19 protein-coding genes are annotated in these 21,155 nt (G+C 59.4%); 10 read left to right on the forward strand and 9 right to left on the reverse strand.

The window, feature by feature from the left end; genetic code table 11:
• Positions 1-13: 13 nt before the first annotated feature.
• The gene (locus LKR43_RS10635) at positions 14-1,387 is read left to right on the forward strand and encodes a sodium-dependent transporter (protein ID WP_227684035.1); all 1,374 of its coding nucleotides are present in this window, start codon (positions 14-16) and stop codon (positions 1,385-1,387) included.
• A gap of 26 nt (positions 1,388-1,413) precedes the next feature.
• Here LKR43_RS10635 and epsC read toward each other — a convergent pair whose 3' ends face one another.
• On the reverse strand, positions 1,414-2,346 hold the full coding sequence (epsC, locus tag LKR43_RS10640; RefSeq protein WP_227684036.1) for a serine O-acetyltransferase EpsC: 933 nt from the start codon (positions 2,344-2,346) through the stop codon (positions 1,414-1,416).
• 108 nt (positions 2,347-2,454) lie between these two features.
• Between epsC and LKR43_RS10645 the strand changes: the two genes are divergently transcribed.
• Entirely contained in the window at positions 2,455-2,670 is a 216-nt protein-coding gene (locus LKR43_RS10645; RefSeq protein WP_227684037.1) for a hypothetical protein, read from the forward strand.
• 21 nt (positions 2,671-2,691) lie between these two features.
• On the opposite strand, the gene LKR43_RS10650 is transcribed toward LKR43_RS10645, so the two are convergent.
• On the reverse strand, positions 2,692-3,363 hold the full coding sequence (locus tag LKR43_RS10650) for a helix-turn-helix domain-containing protein (RefSeq protein ID WP_227684038.1): 672 nt from the start codon (positions 3,361-3,363) through the stop codon (positions 2,692-2,694).
• Between the two features lie 149 nt (positions 3,364-3,512).
• On the opposite strand from LKR43_RS10650, the gene LKR43_RS16315 reads away from it, so the two are divergent.
• Positions 3,513-4,454: a nuclear transport factor 2 family protein gene (locus LKR43_RS16315; RefSeq protein WP_370632095.1), complete on the forward strand. Its 942-nt coding sequence runs from the start codon at positions 3,513-3,515 to the stop codon at positions 4,452-4,454.
• 8 nt (positions 4,455-4,462) lie between these two features.
• Here LKR43_RS16315 and LKR43_RS10665 read toward each other — a convergent pair whose 3' ends face one another.
• A complete protein-coding gene (locus tag LKR43_RS10665) occupies positions 4,463-5,443 on the reverse strand; it encodes a bile acid:sodium symporter family protein (RefSeq protein WP_227684039.1) in 981 nt (326 codons plus the stop codon).
• A gap of 331 nt (positions 5,444-5,774) precedes the next feature.
• Between LKR43_RS10665 and LKR43_RS10670 the strand changes: the two genes are divergently transcribed.
• The gene (locus tag LKR43_RS10670) at positions 5,775-6,707 is read left to right on the forward strand and encodes a DMT family transporter (protein ID WP_227684040.1); all 933 of its coding nucleotides are present in this window, start codon (positions 5,775-5,777) and stop codon (positions 6,705-6,707) included.
• Here LKR43_RS10670 and recJ read toward each other — a convergent pair.
• Entirely contained in the window at positions 6,676-8,388 is a 1,713-nt protein-coding gene (gene recJ / locus LKR43_RS10675; protein WP_227684111.1) for a single-stranded-DNA-specific exonuclease RecJ, read from the reverse strand. The genes LKR43_RS10670 and recJ overlap by 32 nt on opposite strands.
• Complete coding sequence (locus tag LKR43_RS10680; protein WP_227684041.1) at positions 8,370-9,311, reverse strand: hypothetical protein; 942 nt, start codon at positions 9,309-9,311, stop codon at positions 8,370-8,372. Before LKR43_RS10680 ends, recJ begins: the two co-directional genes overlap by 19 nt.
• A gap of 40 nt (positions 9,312-9,351) precedes the next feature.
• On the opposite strand from LKR43_RS10680, the gene LKR43_RS10685 reads away from it, so the two are divergent.
• Genes LKR43_RS10685 through LKR43_RS10695 form a run of 3 tightly spaced genes read left to right on the forward strand, consistent with a single transcriptional unit; the run spans position 9,352 to position 12,201 of the window.
• A complete protein-coding gene (locus tag LKR43_RS10685; protein WP_227684042.1) occupies positions 9,352-10,623 on the forward strand; it encodes a lipoprotein-releasing ABC transporter permease subunit in 1,272 nt (423 codons plus the stop codon).
• Positions 10,616-11,332 (forward strand): lipoprotein-releasing ABC transporter ATP-binding protein LolD, encoded by a 717-nt coding sequence (lolD, locus tag LKR43_RS10690; protein WP_227684043.1) that lies wholly within the window; start codon positions 10,616-10,618, stop codon positions 11,330-11,332. Before LKR43_RS10685 ends, lolD begins: the two co-directional genes overlap by 8 nt.
• A 47-nt stretch (positions 11,333-11,379) precedes the next feature.
• On the forward strand, positions 11,380-12,201 hold the full coding sequence (locus LKR43_RS10695) for a TatD family hydrolase (protein WP_227684044.1): 822 nt from the start codon (positions 11,380-11,382) through the stop codon (positions 12,199-12,201).
• A gap of 6 nt (positions 12,202-12,207) precedes the next feature.
• Here the strand turns inward: LKR43_RS10695 and LKR43_RS10700 are convergent, their stop codons facing one another.
• The 3 genes from LKR43_RS10700 to LKR43_RS10710 are packed head-to-tail and all read right to left on the reverse strand — an operon-like array spanning position 12,208 to position 14,959.
• Positions 12,208-13,179 carry a tripartite tricarboxylate transporter substrate binding protein gene (locus LKR43_RS10700; protein WP_227684045.1) on the reverse strand — a complete coding sequence of 324 codons (972 nt, stop codon included), beginning with the start codon at positions 13,177-13,179 and terminating at the stop codon, positions 12,208-12,210.
• A gap of 24 nt (positions 13,180-13,203) precedes the next feature.
• Positions 13,204-13,671, reverse strand: coding sequence for a DUF3237 domain-containing protein (locus LKR43_RS10705; RefSeq protein ID WP_227684046.1), 468 nt, complete (start codon positions 13,669-13,671; stop codon positions 13,204-13,206).
• A gap of 34 nt (positions 13,672-13,705) precedes the next feature.
• Positions 13,706-14,959, reverse strand: coding sequence for a flavin-dependent oxidoreductase (locus LKR43_RS10710; protein WP_227684047.1), 1,254 nt, complete (start codon positions 14,957-14,959; stop codon positions 13,706-13,708).
• A gap of 156 nt (positions 14,960-15,115) precedes the next feature.
• Here LKR43_RS10710 and LKR43_RS10715 point away from each other — a divergent pair, with 156 nt between their 5' ends.
• The gene (locus tag LKR43_RS10715) at positions 15,116-15,613 is read left to right on the forward strand and encodes a MarR family winged helix-turn-helix transcriptional regulator (RefSeq protein ID WP_227684048.1); all 498 of its coding nucleotides are present in this window, start codon (positions 15,116-15,118) and stop codon (positions 15,611-15,613) included.
• Positions 15,614-15,648: 35 nt separating this feature from the next.
• On the opposite strand, the gene LKR43_RS10720 is transcribed toward LKR43_RS10715, so the two are convergent.
• Entirely contained in the window at positions 15,649-18,147 is a 2,499-nt protein-coding gene (locus tag LKR43_RS10720) for a DNA internalization-related competence protein ComEC/Rec2 (protein ID WP_227684049.1), read from the reverse strand.
• 209 nt (positions 18,148-18,356) lie between these two features.
• On the opposite strand from LKR43_RS10720, the gene LKR43_RS10725 reads away from it, so the two are divergent.
• The gene (locus LKR43_RS10725) at positions 18,357-19,625 is read left to right on the forward strand and encodes a nitrate/nitrite transporter (RefSeq protein ID WP_227684050.1); all 1,269 of its coding nucleotides are present in this window, start codon (positions 18,357-18,359) and stop codon (positions 19,623-19,625) included.
• A gap of 54 nt (positions 19,626-19,679) precedes the next feature.
• Positions 19,680-21,065 (forward strand): NarK family nitrate/nitrite MFS transporter, encoded by a 1,386-nt coding sequence (locus tag LKR43_RS10730; protein WP_227684051.1) that lies wholly within the window; start codon positions 19,680-19,682, stop codon positions 21,063-21,065.
• The last annotated feature ends 90 nt before the right edge of the window (positions 21,066-21,155 follow it).

The raw sequence follows: 21,155 nt of genomic DNA on the forward strand, positions 1-21,155 counted from the left end.
GCAAGCAGGCGTCATGAGTCAGAGCAATAATCGTATAAATTCAAAACGGGAAGGTTTTTCATCCAGCTTCGGGGTCCTGGCGGCAACGCTGGGGTCTGCCGTGGGGCTGGGCAATATCTGGAAGTTTCCTTCCCTGACTGGTGCCAATGGCGGCGCGAGTTTCCTGCTGATTTACCTGCTTTCCACGTTGATGATCGGATTGCCGGTCATGATTGCTGAAATCACGCTGGGCCGCAAGGCCAAGGCCAATCCCATCACTGCCTTGCGCACGCTGGCACCCGGCCGGCTACCCTGGTGGCTGATAGGCGTCTCCGGCATGGCGGCCGCATTTCTCATACTGTCGTTCTATTCCGAGGTCGTCGCCTGGGTCTTTGCCTATGTGCTCAAGGCCGTGAACGGATCCATCCTCAGCAGTGATCCCGCCGTAACGCTGGCTGCTTTCGACACCTTAAGTCGTGATCCTGTGCAGTCGCTGTTGTGGCAATGGGTGGTGCTGGTGTTCATTGGCGGTATTTTGCTGTGTGGCGTGACCAAGGGCATCGAGGCCATCACAAAGAAGCTCATGCCGCTGCTTTTTCTGTTGCTGCTGCTGTTGGGAGGCGCCAGCCTGACGCTGGACGGTGCCGCGCAAGGGCTGGGTTTCCTGTTCAATCCGGAATGGAGCAAGCTGAGCGCAAGCGTCGTGCTGACGGCCATGGGGCTCGCCTTCTTCAAGCTTTCGATCGGTATGGGCACCATGATGACCTACGGCAGCTATTTTCGGGACGATCAGAACATACCGGTCACGGCGTTTCGTGTCATGTGCGCAGATCTATGCGTTTCCTTGCTGGCAGGTATCGCGATTTTTCCCGCGGTATTCACTTTTGGTTTTGAGCCCTCGTCGGGTCCGTCACTGGTATTCATTACCATACCGGCAGTGTTTGCCCAGATGCCCATGGGGCACGTGCTGATGGTCATGTTCTTTGTGTTGACCGCAGTGGCAGCCACCGGCGCCATGCTCTCGTTGATGGAGGTTCCGGTCGTTATCCTGCATGAGCGGCTGGGCATATCACGCAGCAAAGCCATCATGGCAACACTGGTGTTGCTGATGGTGGCGGGCTCGGGTGCCGCGCTGTCGCACAGCACGCTGTCGGAATTCAAGGTGGCCGGCCTGACCATGTTTGATCTGGCCGACTATCTGTCTTCCAATATCTTGCTGCCCACAGGCGGCATTTTCATCGCTTTGTTCGTAGGCTGGTTTTGGGGCGTGGACCGCTTCATTCAGGCATTGTCCAACCAGGGGCAGCTGAGCAATGCCACAGTCGCCCGGGCCATTTTCTTTCTGTTGCGCTACGTATCGCCGGCTTTGATTCTGCTGGTAATGCTGCAGGGACTGGACCTGATCTGAAGGGGGTAACCCCCCTCGGGAGCCGGTTATTCGGCAGCGCCTTCGACAGCAGGATCGCAGGTGCGTGTGCCCTGGGACGCGGCCTGGGTTACATGGCTGCCTGCAGGCACGTCGTTAATCAGCCAGACGTTGCCACCTATGGTGCAACCCCGCCCAAGCGTGACCCTGCCCAATATGGTTGCGCCGGCATAGATAACGACATCGTCTTCGACGATGGGGTGACGGGGCAAGCCTTTCTCGATCTTGCCATTGGCGTCGGTGGGGAAGCGTTTGGCGCCCAGCGTGACGGCCTGATAAATACGCACACCCTTGCCAATGATGGCGGTTTCACCTATGACGACACCAGTGCCGTGATCGATGAAGAAACAGGGGCCGATCTGGGCTCCGGGGTGTATGTCGATGCCGGTTTTCGAATGGGCGAGCTCTGAGGTCATGCGAGCCAGCAAGGGCAGGTCTTGCTTGTAGAACTGGTGAGCGACCCGATGGTGGATCATGGCCAGGACACCCGGGTAGCACAACAGGACTTCATCAACACTGCGAGCGGCGGGGTCGCCCTGATAGGCGGCCAGTACATCGGAGTCGAGCAGGCGGCGCATTTCAGGCAAGGACGAGGCAAAAGCTTGTACCAGTGCAACGGCGCGGGTTTCAATCTCGTTATAGTCGAACTTTTCGTGACGCAGCTGATAACGCAGCTCAAGCCTTACTTGTGTCAGTAGTGCATGCAGCGCGGAGTCCAGCGTGTGGCCGATATAGAAGTCTTCGCTTTCCTGGCGCAGATCGAGTGGCCCCAGACGCATGGGAAACAGCACGCCCTTCAGGTCGTCAAGAATATTGCTGATGGCCTGCGGAGACGGAAACTCGCGACCGCCGGGTTCGCGTGAGCGCTGTTGGGATGCGCGCCATTCCTGACGAACTTCATTCAGGGAACTGACGATGGGGGTGATGTCGAAAACAGCCATAAAAACAGATTCTCCGGCCTGGATCGGTGGTTCGAGCTGCGCACGGGTATGACGCGTGAACATTAAACGCTAAGATCGCAGTAAGCGTTAGTGGGGGAGCAAACGATTATGATACCAATCTATTCGCCAAAATCAGAATCAGAAGCCGCAGTGATTGTTTCCTTGATGCAGGCTTACGAAATTCCCTTCCTGATGCAAGGGGGCGCTTTCAGTTCCATGTATCCGGGTCCGGTATCCAACAGTCTGAACGAGCAAATCCTGCTGGTGGATGAAGCCTATGCCGACATGGCAAGGCAGTTGCTGGAACCTTTTTTGCAGGCCTGAGCCAGGGCGGGCGGTTCGGTTTCAGGCACCGCTTTGCAGGGCCGGCGGCGGAAGCGCGAAAGCACAGAAAAAGGCGTCAAGCGCCGAGCGGTCGCCTGAATAATCGGCCATGCCTGCACTGACGACTTCGTCGATATCGGATTTGCCGTAGACCAGGCTCAGCATGCGCTGCGGACTGGTCGAGAGTGTGGCTGCAGGCCGCAAGGCGGGCCCACGCAATATTTCCAGCTCGCCATCCTTTATCGTGGCGCTGAATACTTCGTTGTCGAAATGCAATTGAATACACGCATCCACACCCGTTGCGGTGTCGGGCCTGAACATGGCCTTGAGCGATAGCACAACGGCGTCTATGCCCAGTGGAGCTCCGCGCACGAACGCAGGCGACCGCACACCCCAATGCGCCAGTTGCAGCAGGATGGGCTCAAGCGACTGACCCCACTCGGTCAATTCGTAAACCCATGCACTGGCGGGTTGTGGCAGTTTGCGTCGCTGCAGTACCTGGCCGGCTTCCAGTTCATTCAGGCGTTGCGTCAGGACGTTGGGACTGATGTTGGGCAGTCCGCTGCGCAAGCCCGAGAAACGTTTTGGCCCCAGCAGCAGCTCGCGCACAATCAGCAGTGCCCATCGATCGCCTATGAGATCGAGTGCATGGGCTGCGGCGCAGCCGTCGTCGTAGCTTCTTCTGGTTTGCATGGCAGCCATTCTACTATGTAAATCCTATTTACATTTTAGTTGGTTGTTTTTTAGGACTAACTAGTGATAAATTGCGGGCTTGGGCAGGCGCCAATGCAGGAATCACCGCAGACAGCAGCCACGCCTTGATCAGAACCAGGAGACTTATTATGGATGCAGCAGCAAATGCAGCACAGGCGCAGGTCAAGTCGGCAATATCCAGCTGGCTGACGGCAGTCCAGGCACGGGATGCCGATGCCATCATCGCGCACTACACACCCGATGTGGTCGCTTACGATGCGGTACTTCAACTTCAGTTCAAGGGGCAGCAAGCCTACAGGGATCACTGGAAACGCTGCTTTGAGATGTGCGGCGGATCCATGGTGTTTGAACCGGGGGAACTCGATATCCAGGTGTCGGGCGACCTGGCCAGCGTGCATGGCCTTATACGCTGTGGCGGCACAGATGAGCAGGGCAATGTACAGTCTTCCTGGATGCGCATGACCAGCAGCTATCGCAAGTCGAACGACCAGTGGCTGATAGCCCATGAACACTTTTCGGCACCCTTCGATATGATGAGCTGGAAAGCCTTGTTCGATCTGGATCCTGATGACCCGGACAAGATCAAGGTCGTTCCGGCCGGCATGAGTACAGTCACCCCGCATATGGTGTGTGCCAATGCGTCAGATGCCATTGATTTCTACAAACGGGCTTTTGGCGCCATCGAGATGGGCCGGATGGAAGGGCCCGATGGCAAGATTGCGCACGCCTATCTGCATATCGGCAATTCCGCCATCTTCCTGGTTGACGAGAACCCGCAGTGGGGAGCCCTGGGCCCGCAGACGCTCAAGGGTACACCCGTCAGCCTGCATCTCTATGTGCCGGATGCCGACGAGGCGGCAAAAAAGGCCGTGGCAGCGGGTGCCAGGCTGATTATGGACGTGCAGGATATGTTCTGGGGCGATCGCTATGGCATGCTGGAAGATCCGTTTGGTCATCGCTGGTCAGTTGCGACACATATTCAGGATCTCAGCCCTGAAGAGATCAAGAAGGCATCGGCTGTCATGATGACCGAAGGGGGGTGCGGGGGCGATGCCCCGCAGTCCGTGTAAGTGCCTGCCTATCGCGCTTGTGCTGCGCCCGTGACGGCGTCGTTGGCCTTTTCGTCGGAATCGTCATTTTTGAAGCGCTGAAACAGCGTTGCAACGAGTGGACCCGAGATGTTGTGCCATACGCTGAATATGGCGCTGGGCACGGCTGCCAACGGTGAAAAGTGTGCGTTGGCCAGTGCTGCGCCAAGGCCCGAGTTCTGCATGCCCACTTCTATCGACAGTGTCTTGCGCTGGGCAACCGACAACCCGGTCAGCTTGCCCAGCCAGTAGCCCAGCAACAAGCCCAGGCCATTATGCAGGACGACCACGGCAAAGATGATCAGGCCGGTGGTGGCGATTTTTTCCTGACTTACAGCTACCACGGCGGCGACGATAGCCACGATGGACACGACCGACACCAGAGGCAGCATGGCCACGCAAGCCTTGACCTTCTCGCGCAGCAGCGATTGGGCCACCAGGCCCAGCACGATGGGCAGAATTACAACCTGAACGATGGACCAGAACATGGCCGATGCGCTGACTTCCAGCCATTGGCTGGCCAGCAGATAGATCAGGGCAGGCGTAACGACCGGCGCCAGCAGGGTGGTGACTGAAGTGATGGCCACCGACAGAGCCACGTCGCCGCGCGCCAGGAAGGCCATGACGTTTGATGCCGTGCCGCCCGGGCAGCACCCGACAAGTATGACGCCTACCGCGATTTCAGGCGGCAGCTGCAGGGCGGTGCTGAGCAGCCAGGCCAGGCAGGGCATGATGATGAACTGGCCCAGTACGCCGATGGCGACGGTACCGGGGCGTTTGAAGGCTTCGGCAAAATCGCTTTTGGACAGAGTCAGCCCCATGCCGAACATGATGATTCCGAGCAGCGGGACGATATAGGGTGCGATCCAGGTGAATTGCTCGGAGGCGAAAAATGCAAGTATTGCAAAAAGCAATACCCAGATGGCGAATGTCTTGCCAACAAAAGCGCTCAGGCGGGCGATGGCCTGCATGGTTAATTTCCTTAACGGGTTTGGGCGGCCGTTCCACATCGCCTGCGATTCGCGCGGGAAATGCTTCAGGGCTGCCTGAAAAATAAATGGGGATACCGGTATGGTCGTTGCGGGGCAGACGCGAGGGGTGGAGCGTGCCGGCAAGTGCCGCGCAGATCATGCGCAGGGCAGAAATAACAAGGCCGGCAGTGTGTGCCGGCGTATAGCGGTAAACCCTGATTGTACTCGCATTTTGATACTGCTAAGTGGTTTCAGCGATGAGTCCTGCGTATCCAGGCCACGGTACAGGGCATAAGTCATAATACAGGGCCTGCTTGATTCCGAGTTTTTCATGAGCCTGTTGCCCAATCAGCTGAAAGCATACGCCTGCCTGGCGCTGTCCATGTCGCTGGTCGGCGCGTATGTGGCACTGACCAAACCCCTGGCGCTGGTGTTGCCGGTATTCCTGCTGGGCTGGCTGCGTTTTGGCATTGGTGCGGTTGCCATGCTGCGCTGGATACGCAAACCGGCCACTGAACCCGCCTTGTCTGCGCAAACGCGCTGGCTGATTTTTCTTGAATCGTTCCTGGGTAATTTCCTTTTTACGCTATGCATGGTGGTGGGGGTCAGCATGACCAGCGCCGTCTCGGCGGGTGTCATCATGTCTTGCATTCCCGCTACGGTTGCGGTGTTGAGTCGGGTGTTTTTGAAGGAAGCGATCAGCCCCAGAGTCTGGGCCGCCATAGCCTGCGGCGTGCTGGGAATTACTCTGTTGTCCTTCACTCAGGCTCCGCAAGAGCCCGGCGCCGATGCCGGTTTGCAACGTCAGTGGCTGGGTAATCTGCTGATTTTCGGGGCGGTGTTGTGCGAGGGTTCCTATGCCGTGATAGGCAAGAAGCTGACGGCTGTGCTCAGCCCCAAGCGCATCAGTGCGGTCATCAATTTATGGGGCTTTGCGCTGATGACGCCCATGGGCTTGTATACCGCGCTGCATTTTGACTTTACCGGCGTGGGGCTGGATATGTGGGTGCTGTTGCTGTTCTACGCGCTGGCCGCCAGCGTCTGGACGGTCTGGCTTTGGATGGTGGGCCTGAAATCCGTGCCGGCTTCCCAGGCCGGCGTCTTTACCGTCATGCTGCCCATCAGTGCCGCCATGGTCGGTGTTGTGTTTCTGGACGAAACTTTGGGCGGCATGCAGTTGCTGGCATTTGCCATTGCGCTGTTTGGCCTGCTGCTGGCTACCTTGCCAGCTTTCAGTATTCCGGCGCGCAGGCGTGTTCGATGATCAATTGTGCCGAGGTCACGCCGTTCCAGACATTCCGATCCAGCCTGTAGGCCACGTCGGCCTGCTCGGGCAGCATCTGGGCATGGTTGAACCAGATGGCATCAAAGCGCTGGTGGCCACGCTCGAGACTTAGCTTCAGGTGTTTTTCCTTGAGCAGACGCTGCTGGCGCACATAAAAGGTATCGCGAAAGATGGGCGCCGGAAAGCCGGCGCCCCAGACTTGTTGCTGAAGCAGGCCCGCGACCTCGGGATTGGCGTAGCCGGTTTCCAGTGAACCATCGGTTTCTATGATGGGGTCGAAGCTGGCCTTGCCGCTCATTTCCCTGACCGCGCTGTCGAATGACTGGATGAACAGATCATAGGCATCTTCCCGCAATGTCAGGCCGGCCGCCATGGCATGGCCGCCGAATTTCAGAATAATGCCCGGATTCCTTTTCGAAACCAGATCGAGCACATCGCGCAGGTGTACATCGGGTATCGACCGGCCCGAGCCGCGCAGTTCGCCCGTGTCGGAGCGGGCGAAGGCCAGGGTAGGGCGCCAATAGGTTTCCTTGAGCCGCGATGCCACCAGGCCCACCACGCCCTGATGCCAGTCGGGGTGGTAGACGCACACGCTGGCACCGATAACGGGATGGGCGCTTTCGACAGCGGCAAGGGCCTCTTCGCGCATGGTGGTTTCGATGCTGCGCCGCTCCTGGTTCATGGCTTCAAGCTGACGTGCAAGGTTCAGGGCTTCGCTTTCGTTGTCAGTGACCAGGCAATTGATGCCCAGGCTCATGTCTGCCAGACGGCCTGCCGCGTTGATGCGCGGTCCCAGGGCGAAGCCCAGATCAAAGCAACTGGCCTGGCGTGGTTCGCGTGCCGCTACGGCAAACAGCGCACGCATGCCGGCTTGCATGCGCCCGCTGCGCATTTTTTGCAGCCCTTGCGTTACCAGCAGGCGGTTGTTGGCGTCCAGCTTTACGACGTCAGCGACGGTGCCCAGGGCGACCAGGTCAGCCAGATTGTCCAGGCGCGGTCCACCATCGGCTGCGTAGACGCCTCGCTGCCTGAGTTCGGCGCGCAGGGCGAGCATCAGATAGAAGATCACGCCCACGCCGGCCAGATTCTTGGAAGGAAAGCCGCAGCCGGGCTGGTTGGGGTTAACAATGGCCAGTGCTTGCGGCAAGATGTCGCCGGGCAAGTGATGGTCGGTGATGACCACGTCCATACCAGCCTGCCTTGCTGCCTCGACGCCGTCCACGCTGGCGATACCGTTATCAACGGTAATCAGCATGTCGGGCTTGCCACCTGTGTGCTGAACGGCCAGCTCTACCACAGCGGGCGACAGGCCGTAGCCGGTTTCAAAACGATTGGGGACCAGGAAATCCACATTGGCACCCATGCTGCGCAGGGCGCGCAGTCCGACGGCACAAGCGGTGGCGCCATCGCAATCGTAGTCAGCCACGATAAGCAGCTTCTTTCCTGCCTGTATCGCGTCGGCCAATACTTTGGCCGCATGCTGTACTTGAGTGAGTTGGCCCGGAGGGATGAGTGCGCCCCAGGCCAGCCGTGTGTCGTCAGGATGCGATACGCCGCGGGCCGCCCAAAGACGCGAGAGCAAAGGATGTATGCCTGCGGCTTCCAGCGCCTTGGCTGCTGCAAAATTTGCCGGGCGCGTGCTTAGTTTTGGGGTGACCACCAGCGACTCCATGTGTTGCGGCTGCCAGGCAGCCATTGGGCCCATCGGCCCAGTGTTGTGGGGGGCGACAGTTCGACGATGCGATCTGCGCCGGTCAGAACCAGATCCGGCATTTTGCCGTTAGCCAGGGGGGCAAATACGCGCTTTTCCAGTTGCTCAAGGCTGGCCAGCCAGCCGCCCCAGTCCTGCTTTACGCTGAATTCCTGCAGATCGCCGTAATAGTGAGTGTCTGACAATGCCTGGGTGCCGGAAAGTTGCCGGGCTTGCGCGCCGCCGAACAGCCACAGACTGTTGATGGGAGCCAGACCTTGCTGGTAGCGCTGCTGGTTGACGGGGTGCTCGAACCACAGCATCTGGACTTCGTTGGACAGACGCCGCCAGGGGCGCGAGGCGATATCCTGCGGCCACCAGTCATTGACGGATGTGAGGGAAACCAGAGTAGGGCTGGCGCATGCCGGCGTATAGCCTTCCGGCAAGGTGATACGCCAATGGGAGGTGTCGGACGGGCTCAGGTGAAAGCCTGCTTCGGCAAACAGATCGAGCACGGATTCGTACAAGGCTACACTGTGTTCTGGTGTGACAGCCAGTTCGCTGGCGGGCAGCAAGGCCGCCCCATCGCGCGATGGCGATACATGAACCAGTTCGACGAGCCATACTGGCTGGTCTTGTTCTGCAACATCTTGCGCCCATAAAGGCCCCAGGCCTGTGGCAAAATTCTGCTCACCTTCGGCGCGAAAGCCGTGGGCCAGCAGTTGCCAATGTTCAAAGGGTGTGCAGCCGCTCTTGGCAGGGTCGGCCGGAATCATCCGCGCGCGCCCCTGCTGCAGCCAGCCCGACAGGGTGGGGGCACTGGTTTGCAGGTGGGAAGTCAGTTCGCGTGCTTCGCGAGGGTGGGGCAAAGCGCCAGGTAGTACGATACGCATTCCTGAATTGTAGTGTTTATGGGAAACGGTGACATTAAAGATGTCTTATGAATTATGGATAGGGGCCCGTTATGCCGGGCTGGCGCGTGCTGGACGACGTGGAGGGCGCGGCGACCGCTTCGTGTCGTTTATTGCCGCCAGTTCCATGGCAGGTATTGCGCTGGGTGTGGCGGCATTGATCGTGGTCTTGTCCGTCATGAATGGCTTTCAGACGCAGGTCAGGGATCGCATGCTGTCTGTGCTGCCCCACATAGAACTCTATGTGCCCCGCATGGCGCCCGACCAGGGCTTGTCCGACTGGCGTGAGATTGCCGCCACGGCCAGACAGAACCCTGAGGTTCAGGGGGCGGCGCCTTTTGTGGCGGCCCAGGGCATGATAGTACGTGGTTCGGCACTAAGCGGCGTACAGGTACGCGGCATAGATCCGGGGCTCGAGGGCGAAGTGTCCGATCTGGCAGGGCAGATGGTGTCGGGCAAGCTCGATACCCTCACGTCGGGCAGTTTTTCTGTGGTGCTCGGTAACCAGCTGGCCAGTACCCTGGGTGTAGCCGTGGGCGATACCGTGCTGATCATGGCGCCCCAGGGCTCTATTTCTCCGGCAGGATTCACACCGCGCATGCGGCAGTTCACTGTGACCGGTCTGTTTTCTTCCGGCCACTACGAGTACGATGCCTCGCTGGCCTTCATTCAGTATGAAGATGCCGCCAAGGTGTTTCGCGACAGTGGTGCCAGCGGCGTACGCTTGCGGATTGCCGACATGCACCAGGCTCCGCTGGTCGCCCAGCAGCTGCGCGATGTCCTGCCGTCATTTGTGCATGCACAAGACTGGACGCAGAACAACCGTACCTGGTTTGCAGCCGTGCAGACTGAAAAGCGCATGATGTTTCTGATCCTTGCTCTGATTGTTGCAGTCGCCGCGTTCAACTTGCTGTCGTCACTGGTGATGGCGGTCAAGGACAAGCGATCCGATATTGCGATATTGCGTACCCTGGGCGCCGGCCCCGGAGAAATCGCGCGTATCTTCCTGGTTCAGGGATCGCTCATCGGTGTGGTGGGAACCCTGCTGGGAGTCGGCTTTGGTGCCTTGCTTGCCTATAACATCGATGTCATTGTGCCGTTCATTGAACGCTTGCTGGGAATTCAGTTCCTTCCTCAGCAGATATATTTCATCAGCGAACTGCCGTCCAACCCGCAAATAACAGATATAGCGATTGTGGCAGCAACCTCTTTGGTGCTGTCCCTGCTGGCCACGCTGTACCCCAGCTGGCGTGCGTCCAGCCTGCAACCGGCACAGGTGCTGCGTCATGACTGATACCAAGGTAATTCACGCGCTCAGCGCACGCAATCTGGTCAAGACCTATCAAGAGGGCGGGCGGCAGGTACAGGTGCTGCGCGATGTCAGCCTGCATGTCGATCCGGGCGAAATGATCGCCATCGTCGGCGCGTCAGGGTCCGGCAAAAGCACCTTGCTGCACACACTGGGTTTGCTGGACGAAGCAACGTCGGGCACCGTGTTCATTAACGGCGAACCTGCTTCCGGCCTGAACGAAGCCCAGCGCAGCAAGTTGCGCAATCGCAGCCTCGGGTTTGTTTACCAGTTCCATCATCTGCTGCCTGAATTCAACGCACTCGATAATGTGGCGATGCCCCTGATCGTGCGTCGCGAGAGCCGAACCAAGGCCCGTGAGCAGGCACGAGTCGTGCTTGAGCAGGTGGGTCTGGCCGAACGGATCGATCACTATCCCGGGCAATTGTCAGGGGGTGAGCGTCAGCGCGTGGCGCTGGCACGGGCTTTGGTGACGCGCCCGACTTGTGTGCTGGCCGATGAGCCTACCGGCAACCTTGACCGATACACAGCGGAAAGCATGTTCGATTTGCTGGTCCGCGTCAATCGCGAGTTTGGAACCGCGTTTGTGATCGTGACGCATGATCCGGCGCTTGCCGCATTGGCGCACCGGCAGTTGAATATGGATAAAGGCCGTTTGGTTGATACGGAAACGCCGCCCATCACCGAGGCCTGAACAGCCACTGCGCCAGTGTTGCTCCGGGTGGCAGATAAAGGGGTTCTATGCTGATAGATACGCATTGCCATCTCGATGCTGCAGAGTTTTCCGAAGACCGACCGGCTGTCATCCAAAGGGCGCAGGAACAAGGAGTTAAGGCTATAGTCATCCCTGCTGTCTCGCGCTCCAATTTTGGTACCGTGCGTGACCTGGCCCATTCCTTCAGGGGCGGGGCGTACGCATTGGGCATACATCCGATATGCATACCGCAGGCGCAGGCATCCGATCTGGAAGTCCTGGAGTCGACGATTGTTCAGGCGATGGATGATCCACGCCTGGTCGCCATAGGAGAGATCGGTCTGGATTTTTTCCTGCCCCAGCTCAAGGAGCCCGCCGTGCGGGACAAGCAAGAGGTCTTCTATGCGGCCCAGCTGGATCTGGCGCAGCGCTATGGTTTGCCCGTGCTGCTGCATGTTCGACGCTCGCAAGATATCTTGCTCAAGCATTTGCGCAGGCGCGGGGCTATCGGCGGGATCGCACATGCCTTCAATGGCAGCTTCCAGCAGGCCGGTCAGTTCCTGGATCACGGGTTCGCACTGGGGTTTGGGGGCGCCATGACATTTACGCGGGCGCTGCAGATCAGGCGGCTGGCGGAACAATTGCCCCTTGAGGCTCTGGTGCTGGAAACCGATGCGCCGGATATTCCGCCTGCCTGGCTGGGCGGGCCCGGTCAGGCCACGGCCAGGAACGAGCCGGGCGAGGTGGCTGGTGTTGCCACCGAGATGGCCGGAATAAGAGGTCTGGCGCGTGCAGATCTGATCAAGGTTACGGCGGCGAATGCCAGGAGGGTGTTGCCGCGCCTGGGACTCGCCGCCATGAATGGCTGACGCAGGTTAGTTGATCTTGAAGCCGGTTTTCTTGACCACGTTGGCCCAGCGTTTTTGCTCGGAGACCAGCAGATCGCCCGTCGCCTTGCGATCAGAGGCCACAATCACGAATCCACTGCCCTCCAGCGTCTTGCGCACGCTGTCAGCCTGCAGTGCGGCAACAATTTTCTGGTTCAGTGTATCAAGGGCTGCATCGGGCGTGCCCTTGGGCGCGAAGAAGGCGAACCATGCGCCGAAATCAACGTCGGGCATGCCTTGCTCTTTGAACGTGGCTATGTCGCCCAGCATTTTGGTGCGCTCGGCACCGGTTATGGCCAGCGCGCCCATTTTTCCGCCTGCCAGCTGGGGCGCTGCCATGGCGGTGGTGACAAAAGCACCTTGTACCTGACCGCTGATGATGGCCGACACTGCATCGCCGGTAGAGCGGTAATGAACGGGTTCGATCTTGAAACCACCGGCTTCAGCCAGCATTTCCGCGCCGAAATGGCCGGGTGTGCCGGCGCCGAAGGTCGCAATGTTGAAGTGCTCTTTGCTGTTCTTGGCCGCTTCGACAAATTCCTTCAAGGTTTTGTACGGAGAGTCAGCGGGGGTGACCAGCACGAAGTTGGCACGTACGGCTTCGGTGATGGGATCGAATTGTTCCAAAGGCTTGTACGACAGCGTGGACGTGGTTTCGGGGGCGATACTGATGGAGCCGACTTCGCCCAACAGGATGTTGTAGCCGTTGGCAGGGCTGTTGGCCGCAGAGTAGGCGGCGATCTGCCCGCCTGCACCGGCCTTGTTCTCGACGACGACTGATTGGCCGATTTCCTTGGCCAATTGATCGCCTACAGTGCGTGCCACGATGTCTGGGCCGGTGCCGGCGGGAAACCCTACGGTCAGGCGGATGGGCTGCTCGGGGTAGGCAGCCAGGGTCGACGCGGAAAACAATGCGAGGCCGGCCGCTGCCAGCAGCTTGCCCAAGTGTAATGGTTTCATGGTGAGTCTCCTGTGTTTGTTTTATTAGCGAACAAGATAAAAATTCAGTTCCACCCGGTCGGGATAGCGTGCGCCGGTGCCCAGAAACAGATGGGTGTTGAGCCAATCCAGGCGTGGGGCCGCTGTTTCAAAGCGGGGATAGCTGCGAAAGTAAATGCGCGCCGGATCCACGGGTTTGCCGTGGGCCAGGGCCGCGATATCTTCGGCCGAACCTGTGCGTATACCCGTGTTTTCTACATAAACCGTCTCGCCCTGATCGGTTTCTATGACGTAACGGGCGTGAATATCGGTAAACGTGTGGGAACGTATGATCTGGAAATCGGCGCCGCCGGGCAGAATGCGCCCGGACAGCTTGCCGGTCACGACGCCACCGGTAATGGGAATGACGCGGCGTCTTCCGCCCGGCGTATGGCCCACTTCCTGCGGGGCAGCCACGTCAACAACAATGGTGGCCACATGCTCAAGCTCGGGGGGTAAGGCGGGAGTAGTCATTTGATTATTCCTTGCTGACAAGACTGGGGCGGCATCATTGCCGGGCTTTCAGCGCGGCCGGATCGAAACCGGCCAGGCGTTTGTAGCGTGCAGAGATCTCGTTGAGCTCGGCCTCGGAAACCACGTCGTGTATATGAGAGTAGCCTTCCGGCGCCCGTTCATGCGCCAGTTGCATCACTTGCTCAGGACCGTTCAGACGATTGCGCAAGACGATGCCGGCTGTGATGGGCAGGCGTTCGGCCTCGTATTCCTTAAGGGCCAGCTCAATGCTGGCTTTGCCCGGCGAGCGCAAGGTCTGCAGTCTGTCTGCCAGATAGCGCGCATCGAGTATGGCCTGCGCCGAGCCATTGGATCCTATGGGATACATGGGGTGAGCAGCATCGCCCAGCAAGGTAACGCGCTCATGTGTCCAGCGCGGCAGCGGGTCTTTGTCGACCAGCGGGAACTCGTAGATGGCTTCGGCACCGCTGATCACCGAGGGAATATCTATCCAGTCCCATTTCCAGGTGGCAAACCGGTCGGCGAACACGGAAGCGTCTACCACACGATTCCAGTCGGTGCTGGGCAGGTCGGGATCGGGTACGCGCAGCTCGGCAATCCAGTTGATGCGTGAGCGTCCCTGCTGGCGCATGGGTTCGGAAATGGGGTAGCAGACGAATTTCTGGTCCTGGTGGCCGGCCATGAACATGGTCTTGCCATCCAGATAGGGTTCGCTGTCGGTTACTGCACGCCATAGCATGCGTCCCGAAAAACGCAGGGCATCGCCTTGTGGATAAAAATGCCGGCGAACAGCCGAATGGATACCGTCTGCACCGATGAGCAGATCGCCGCGAACTTCAACCATATTGCCGGTGTTGCGATCGCGGAAGCCGGCGGTCACGCCGTCCGCATCCTGTTTGAGCGACTCAAAGGCCATGCCGGTATGGATACGGTCACTGCCCAGGCGCTGTATGGCGATGTCGGCCAACGACAGCTGAAGTTCGCCACGATGTATGGAAAGTTGCGGTACGGGATAGCCCGCTGCCAGGCCCCGTGGCTCTTTCCAGATAGGCTGGCCATGACGGTTGTAGTAGTGCAGGGCAGACGTGGTGATGGCTTTTGCAGCAAGCGTATCGAGCACGCCAAGCTGATTCAATTCATTGACGGCGTGGGGCAGCAGGTTGATACCAACGCCAAGCGGCTGCAAGCTGCGCACGCTTTCAAAGATATCGCACTCGATGCCACGTTGCTGCAGCATCAATCCCAGTGACAAGCCGCCTATGCCTGCGCCGACGATGATGACTTTCAAATCCACTCTCCTTTATTGTTATGTATCATAACAATGTGACAGGGGTTAACACCTATCAGGATTTACCCCTATTATTGATGCAGATTAAGGCGCAGAAACCCGAAGTTGATCCTATGCGTTTAAGCTGCACACCTTGCAACCCGATCAGGAACCGACTTGTCCAGAAAACCCAGTTCACGTCCCCAGCACAGACGGCCCGCACAGCGGGGCGAGTCCACCGGCGCCCAGGTTCCGGGAGTGGAGTACGGCTTGTTGGAAGATCTGATGGGCTATGCCTTGCGGCGTGCGCAAATTCGCATTTACCAGGACTTCCTGGACACGATGGAGTCGTGGTCCATTACACCGCCACGTTTTTCGGCCATGATCATCATCGACAACAACGCGGGAATGAAGTTGACCGAGCTGGCGGCAGCCATGGGCATTGCCCGGTCAGGTGCGGTTGAAGTGGTTAATTCGCTGGAGAAGCTGGGCTTCGTGAGCCGCACTGACTCAGAGGTGGACAAGCGTGCCCATGTGCTGGCCCTGACCAGCGTGGGGAAAAAGGCACTGACGGGCATTGCCCAGGCCATACAGGCGCACGATGCCAGGATCAGCGCCAGGCTGACGACCGCCGAGCAGACCGAGCTGCGGCGACTGCTGGGGCTGCTGGGCTGACTTTTTCGGGGCCCCGGTTTGGTCCGGCACGATTATTAATCGGCGGGAATCCGGCGCTGCCAATAACGGCGTGCCGCCATTCTTTCGCTGCGCACCTGCAAGCCTGCATGGCGTGAATACACGCTGACCGCGCCGTGTTGGTCGGTACGCCAGAACCGGGCACCGCCGGCTTCCCAGCGCGCTTGTATATCCTGGGCAGGATGGCCATAGCGATTCCACGCGCCGGCCTGCGCCACCACATGTGCCGGCAAGGTCTGCGCAATAAAAGCCGGGCTGGATGAGGTTTTGGACCCGTGATGCGCCGCCATGACGACATCGATTTGACCCAGACCCCTGTCGACCAGGGCTGATTCCTGCCGGCTGCCTATATCGCCGGTCAGCAAGGCGCTGTGGTGGCGGCCCCTTATGCGCAGTACACACGCCTGGGCATTGCGCGCCTGCTTCTGTGGTTTCGGCCTGGACCTCGCGCTATTGGCCGTGGGCCACAGAAATTCAAACGTTACACCATCAATATGCCAGTTCATGCCGTATTCGCATGCAGACATGGCAGGTGGCAGGGGCGGCAGCTGTCCGGGCATGCCCAGCAAGCCCGCCTCACGCTCCAGATAGTTCAGCAGGTCGAAGGAGCTGTAGGATTGGGCGACAGGCAGCGCTTCAAGTACGCTGCGCACACCGCCGGCATGATCGATATCGGCGTGTGAAACGATCAGCGCTCCCAGGCGACTGATGCCTTGCGAGCGCAGAAAGGGCCAGATCACACGCATGCCCGCATCAGAGCTGGTGCTGCTGCGCAAGCCCGTGTCGAACAACACGGCATGATGGCGGGTTTGCACCACGATGGCACTGCCTTGCCCGACGTCAAGGGCGTGCAGATTCCAGCCGCCCTCGGGCGGGCCGCCGGGTCGCCACAGCAATGCAGGCAGCATCAGCAGCCAGGCCATCCGCCGGCCTGGAAAGCCGTAGGGCAAGGTTGCCAGCATCAGGCCCAGTATGGCTACTAGCGTCAGCCACCAGGGCGTAGCCGCCACATTGAAGCTGGCCACCTTCAGTTCAGATAACCAGACCGTGGGAATCATGATGGCATGCAGTGCGGCGTGACCCAGCCAGGCGAAGGCAGATGCGACGGCCTCCAGCCCCGGTACTGCGGCTGCTCCTGCCAGCAGCAGGGCCAGCGGGGTGACCAGCAGGCTGATGACAGGAATGGCATAGGCGTTGACCAGCGGAGATGTCAGCGAAACCTCGTGGAAAATAATGGCCAGCAAAGGCATCAGCCCTGCGGTAATAGCAAGTTGCAAGCGGGATGCTGTCGACAGCATCCCGCGCAAGCGTTCGCGCTTGCCAGGGCGCGACCGGCCGACTGCGCTGCCGTACCAGCTGCTGCTGGCCATCAGTATGCAGACCGCGCCGAACGACAGCCAGAAGCCACTGGCACGCAATGCCCAGGGATCCAGCACTACCAGCACAAAGGCCACGACAGCCAGTAGCCTGAACGGCGTCATGTATATCCGTAAGAGATATGTTGCAGCGATCACGGCCAGCATGAAGAAGGTGCGTTGGGCGGGCACCCCCCAGCCCGCAAGCAGGCAGTACAGCCAGGCGATCAGCAAGGCAGCCATGGCCGCAGCCACCTGAGCGGGCAGGCGTTCGGCCAGGGCCGCACCACGCCAGCGCATGCGCCGCCACAGGAATAAGGTCGCCAAGCCGCCCAGGGCGGCAATCATGGTGATGTGCGAGCCGCTGATCGACACCAGATGCGTAATGCCAGTGCGGTTAAAGACTATCCAGTCGGAAGCCGGCACGCTGGCCTGGTCGCCTATGGCAAGCGCAAGCAGCACCGCGCCATAGCGCTTGTCCTGCAGATAGGGCTGCATGGCGGCGCGCACCCGGTATCTGGCCCTTTGCGCGACGACGGGCAAGCTTGCCCATGGCTCGTCATGCTGATATTTGGGTGTGCCACGCACATTGCCCAGGGCCCGGATGCCTTGGGCAAAGGCATGGGATTCATAGTCAAAGAGCTGCGGGTTTCGTGTGCCGTGCGGCGGCTTTAGCGTTAAGGCCATGCGCCATACCTGACCCGGAATCAGCTCGGGAAAATCGGCTGGTGTGCGATCGGCACGTCCATAGGGGCCAGCCCATTTTCCGGCGGACCACGACACCTGTATGCGTGACGGCACCCCGTCGGGTATGGAGGAAATCACTTCGGCTTCGAACTGGCGGCTGTCGGGCCCCAGCCTGGGCAGGCCGGCCACCCGCAGCACGACCCGCGAAACCTTGTTTTCATTATCGAAGTGCAGGGCATCGGCCAGACGGTGTTCAACGCGCACGATGGTCAGCAGCAAGCCTGCTATTGCCATCCAGAGCGGTGCCAGCAGTTGCCAGCGGCGCCGCACGGGCAAATACCTTCCCGCAAACGCCGTAAATACCGTTGCCGAGAAACACAGGCCCAGCAACCAGGCGCGGCCAGGCATCTGCGGCAGGCCATGCACAGCGCCGCTTGCCGCCACGAAGGCCAGCAGGCTCAGGCGTCCGGTCACAAGAAATTCCTTTAAATCTCACAGCGTAAGGGCGGTGGGGCGGGAAATTTGATCCGTGTGCCGTGCATAGCCATATCGGCTAGCACTCATGACAAATGACTAGTCCCATTGCTGCGGCGGCACTGTTCCACAGAGGAATAGTCCCGCAGGTCGCTGCCACCTATGCTTTAGTCATCTTCATCGTTGATTAGAAAAGGCAGCGCAAAACCATGAGCAGCGCGTCCAGTTCCGGCAAAGCAAATACCGTTCTGATTTCCAGCACCTTCGCCTTCACCGTCTGCTTTGCAGTGTGGATGATGTTTGCCGTGCTGGGTATTCCCATCAAAACCCAGCTGAATCTGTCCGAAACCCAGTTTGGTCTGCTGGCGGCCATGCCGGTACTGACTGGTTCGCTGGTGCGAGTACCTTTGGGTATCTGGACCGACCGCTATGGCGGGCGCATCGTATTTTTCCTGACCATGCTGGTGGCCGTGGTGCCGATATGGCTGATGGCTTATGCCACTGAATATTGGCAGTTCCTGGTGCTGGCCTTGTTCGTCGGTCTGGTCGGCGGGTCGTTCTCGGTCGGTACGCCTTATGTGGCGCGCTGGTTTCCCCGCAACAAGCAGGGCTTTGCCATGGGGGTGTTCGGGGCGGGGAACTCGGGTTCGGCCATTACCAAGTTTGTGGCGCCGGCGCTCATCATCGCCGCTGGCGGCGCCTGGACCATCGTTCCCAAGGTCTATGCGGCAGCACTGCTGGCAACGGCCTTGCTGTTCTGGGTGTTCTCGGCCACCTATCCCTCTCACAACATTGGCAAGAGCGTCGGCCTTAAAGAGCAGATGAAGGTGCTCAAAGACAGGCGGGTTTGGCGCTATTGCCAGTATTACTCGGTGGTGTTCGGCGGCTATGTCGCGCTGGCCCTGTGGATGACCAAGTACTACATCGGCGAGTACGGCTTCGATATTCAGGTCGCCGCCTTCCTGGCCGCCTGCTTCTCGTTGCCCGGTGGTGTGCTGCGCGCCCTGGGTGGCTGGATTTCCGACCGCTACGGGGCATACAAGACCACCTGGTGGGTCATGTGGGTGTGCTGGGTAGCGTTCTTTTTGCTCAGCTATCCCCAGACTGAATTCACGATACAGACGGCCACGGGGCCACAGACTTTCCATATTGCCCTGGGCCCTACATCCTTCACCGTGCTGATGTTTGTGGTGGGTATTGCCATGGCCATAGGCAAGGCGTCGGTGTTCAAGTTCATCTCTGATGAATTCACCGACAACATCGGCGCCGTCTCGGGCATTGTCGGCCTGGCGGGCGGCCTGGGCGGCTTTGTATTGCCGATTATGTTTGGCGCGCTGCTTGATATCACTGGCATTCGTTCCAGCAGCTTCATGTTGATGTACGGCACGGTTTGCGTGTCGCTGGTATGGATGCATTACAGCTTCCGGCCTTCACTGGGCCAGGGCAGCGAAGCCGGTGCACTGGGCAACACGGCCTGATTCTCCCGGGCGCCGCCTGGTGTCCGGCCTATTCTTTCTTCAGTGAGTGCAATCATGAGCAGTCAAGTCCTTACTCGTTGGGACCCCGAGAATGTGGTGTTCTGGAAATCTACCGGTTCACGGGTGGCGCACCGTAATCTGTGGATCTCGATCCCTGCGCTGATGCTGGCCTTCAGTATCTGGATGCTTTGGAGCGTGGTAGTGGTGAATCTGGACCGCGCCGGCTTCCAGTTTTCCAAGAATCAGCTGTTCTGGCTGACGGCGTTGCCAGCGCTGTCGGGCGCGACACTGCGCATCTTCTATTCCTTTCTGGTGCCCATCTTTGGTGGACGGCGCTGGACGGCTATTTCCACCGCGACCTTGCTGATACCCGCGCTGGGTATGGGTTTTGCGCTGCGCGACCCGTCCACGTCTTATCCCATGCTGCTGGCGCTTGCGCTGCTGTGCGGCCTGGGCGGCGGGAACTTCAGCTCCAGCATGGCCAACATCAGTTTCTTTTTTCCCAAGTCCAAGAAGGGGCTGGCCACTGGCCTGAATGCCGGCGTGGGTAATCTGGGTGTGTCGATTGCCCAGTTTGTCGTGCCGCTGGTCATTTCGGTGGGCGTGTTCGGCGCACTGGGTGGTGCGCCACAGACCTACACGGCCGATGGTGTCGAACATAGCCTCTGGCTGCAGAATGCCGGCTTTATCTGGGTGCCTGTCATATTGGCGGCGTCGATCGCAGCCTGGTTCGGCATGAATGATATTGCCGAGGCCAGGGCCTCGTTTGCCGATCAGGCGGTGATTTTCCGACGCAAGCACAATTGGCTGATGTGCTGGCTGTATGTGGGAACCTTCGGTTCATTCATCGGGTTTGCGGCAGGCTTTGCCATGCTGACCAAGACCCTGTTCCCCGCAGTCGATCCCATGGCCTACGCCTTCCTGGGCCCGCTGGTCGGCTCACTGACGCGTCCGCTGGGCGGCTGGGTATCCGACAAACTGGGCGGTGCGCGCGTTACCTATTACACCTTTCTGGGCATGATTGCTGCCGTCGTGGGTCTGCTGTTCTTTATTCCGGCCGATGGGCAGGCAGGTAATTTCTCCGGATTCCTGGCGCTCTTCGTCGTGCTGTTCGCCCTGACCGGCATAGGCAACGGCTCCGCTTTCCGCATGATACCGGTCATCTTCCTGACCGAGCGCCAGCGCGCCGCTCAGGGCCGGGGCGAAGAAGCAGCCCGGCAGGCCGTTATCGACGCCGGCAAGGAGTCGGCGGCCGTGCTGGGATTCTCCGGAGCCATAGGTGCCTATGGCGGCTTCTTCATCCCGAGAAGCTTTGGCACATCGATAGATCTTACCGGCGGGGTGTCTGCAGCCTTGTTCTGCTTCATTGCGTTTTATATCAGCTGCGTAGGCATTACCTGGTGGTTCTACTCACGCAAGAACGCTGCCATGCCATGCTGAAGGCCCGAGGTGACTAGTTCATATGGACTATGGCTGCTCGTCACTTTGCACTGGCCATATTCCCATACCGACGAATAGATCGTATCTCGA

This window comes from Pusillimonas sp. MFBS29 (assembly GCF_020687695.1).
In the GTDB taxonomy this organism is placed as follows: domain Bacteria; phylum Pseudomonadota; class Gammaproteobacteria; order Burkholderiales; family Burkholderiaceae_B; genus Pusillimonas_C.

Excerpts from the sequence above, each read along its gene's own strand:
- LKR43_RS10670 (WP_227684040.1), top strand. The coding sequence starts at position 5,775 with ATGAGCCTGTTGCCCAATCAGCTGAAAGCATACGCCTGCCTGGCGCTG.
- LKR43_RS10635 (WP_227684035.1), top strand. The coding sequence starts at position 14 with ATGAGTCAGAGCAATAATCGTATAAATTCAAAACGGGAAGGTTTTTCA.
- lolD (WP_227684043.1), top strand. The coding sequence starts at position 10,616 with ATGACTGATACCAAGGTAATTCACGCGCTCAGCGCACGCAATCTGGTC.
- LKR43_RS10650 (WP_227684038.1), bottom strand. The coding sequence starts at position 3,363 with ATGCAAACCAGAAGAAGCTACGACGACGGCTGCGCCGCAGCCCATGCA.
- LKR43_RS10665 (WP_227684039.1), bottom strand. The coding sequence starts at position 5,443 with ATGCAGGCCATCGCCCGCCTGAGCGCTTTTGTTGGCAAGACATTCGCC.
- LKR43_RS10695 (WP_227684044.1), top strand. The coding sequence starts at position 11,380 with ATGCTGATAGATACGCATTGCCATCTCGATGCTGCAGAGTTTTCCGAA.
- LKR43_RS10730 (WP_227684051.1), top strand. The coding sequence starts at position 19,680 with ATGAGCAGTCAAGTCCTTACTCGTTGGGACCCCGAGAATGTGGTGTTC.
- LKR43_RS10700 (WP_227684045.1), bottom strand. The coding sequence starts at position 13,179 with ATGAAACCATTACACTTGGGCAAGCTGCTGGCAGCGGCCGGCCTCGCA.
- LKR43_RS10645 (WP_227684037.1), top strand. The coding sequence starts at position 2,455 with ATGATACCAATCTATTCGCCAAAATCAGAATCAGAAGCCGCAGTGATT.
- LKR43_RS10680 (WP_227684041.1), bottom strand. The coding sequence starts at position 9,311 with ATGCGTATCGTACTACCTGGCGCTTTGCCCCACCCTCGCGAAGCACGC.
- LKR43_RS10705 (WP_227684046.1), bottom strand. The coding sequence starts at position 13,671 with ATGACTACTCCCGCCTTACCCCCCGAGCTTGAGCATGTGGCCACCATT.
- LKR43_RS10685 (WP_227684042.1), top strand. The coding sequence starts at position 9,352 with ATGTCTTATGAATTATGGATAGGGGCCCGTTATGCCGGGCTGGCGCGT.
- LKR43_RS10725 (WP_227684050.1), top strand. The coding sequence starts at position 18,357 with ATGAGCAGCGCGTCCAGTTCCGGCAAAGCAAATACCGTTCTGATTTCC.
- LKR43_RS16315 (WP_370632095.1), top strand. The coding sequence starts at position 3,513 with ATGGATGCAGCAGCAAATGCAGCACAGGCGCAGGTCAAGTCGGCAATA.
- epsC (WP_227684036.1), bottom strand. The coding sequence starts at position 2,346 with ATGGCTGTTTTCGACATCACCCCCATCGTCAGTTCCCTGAATGAAGTT.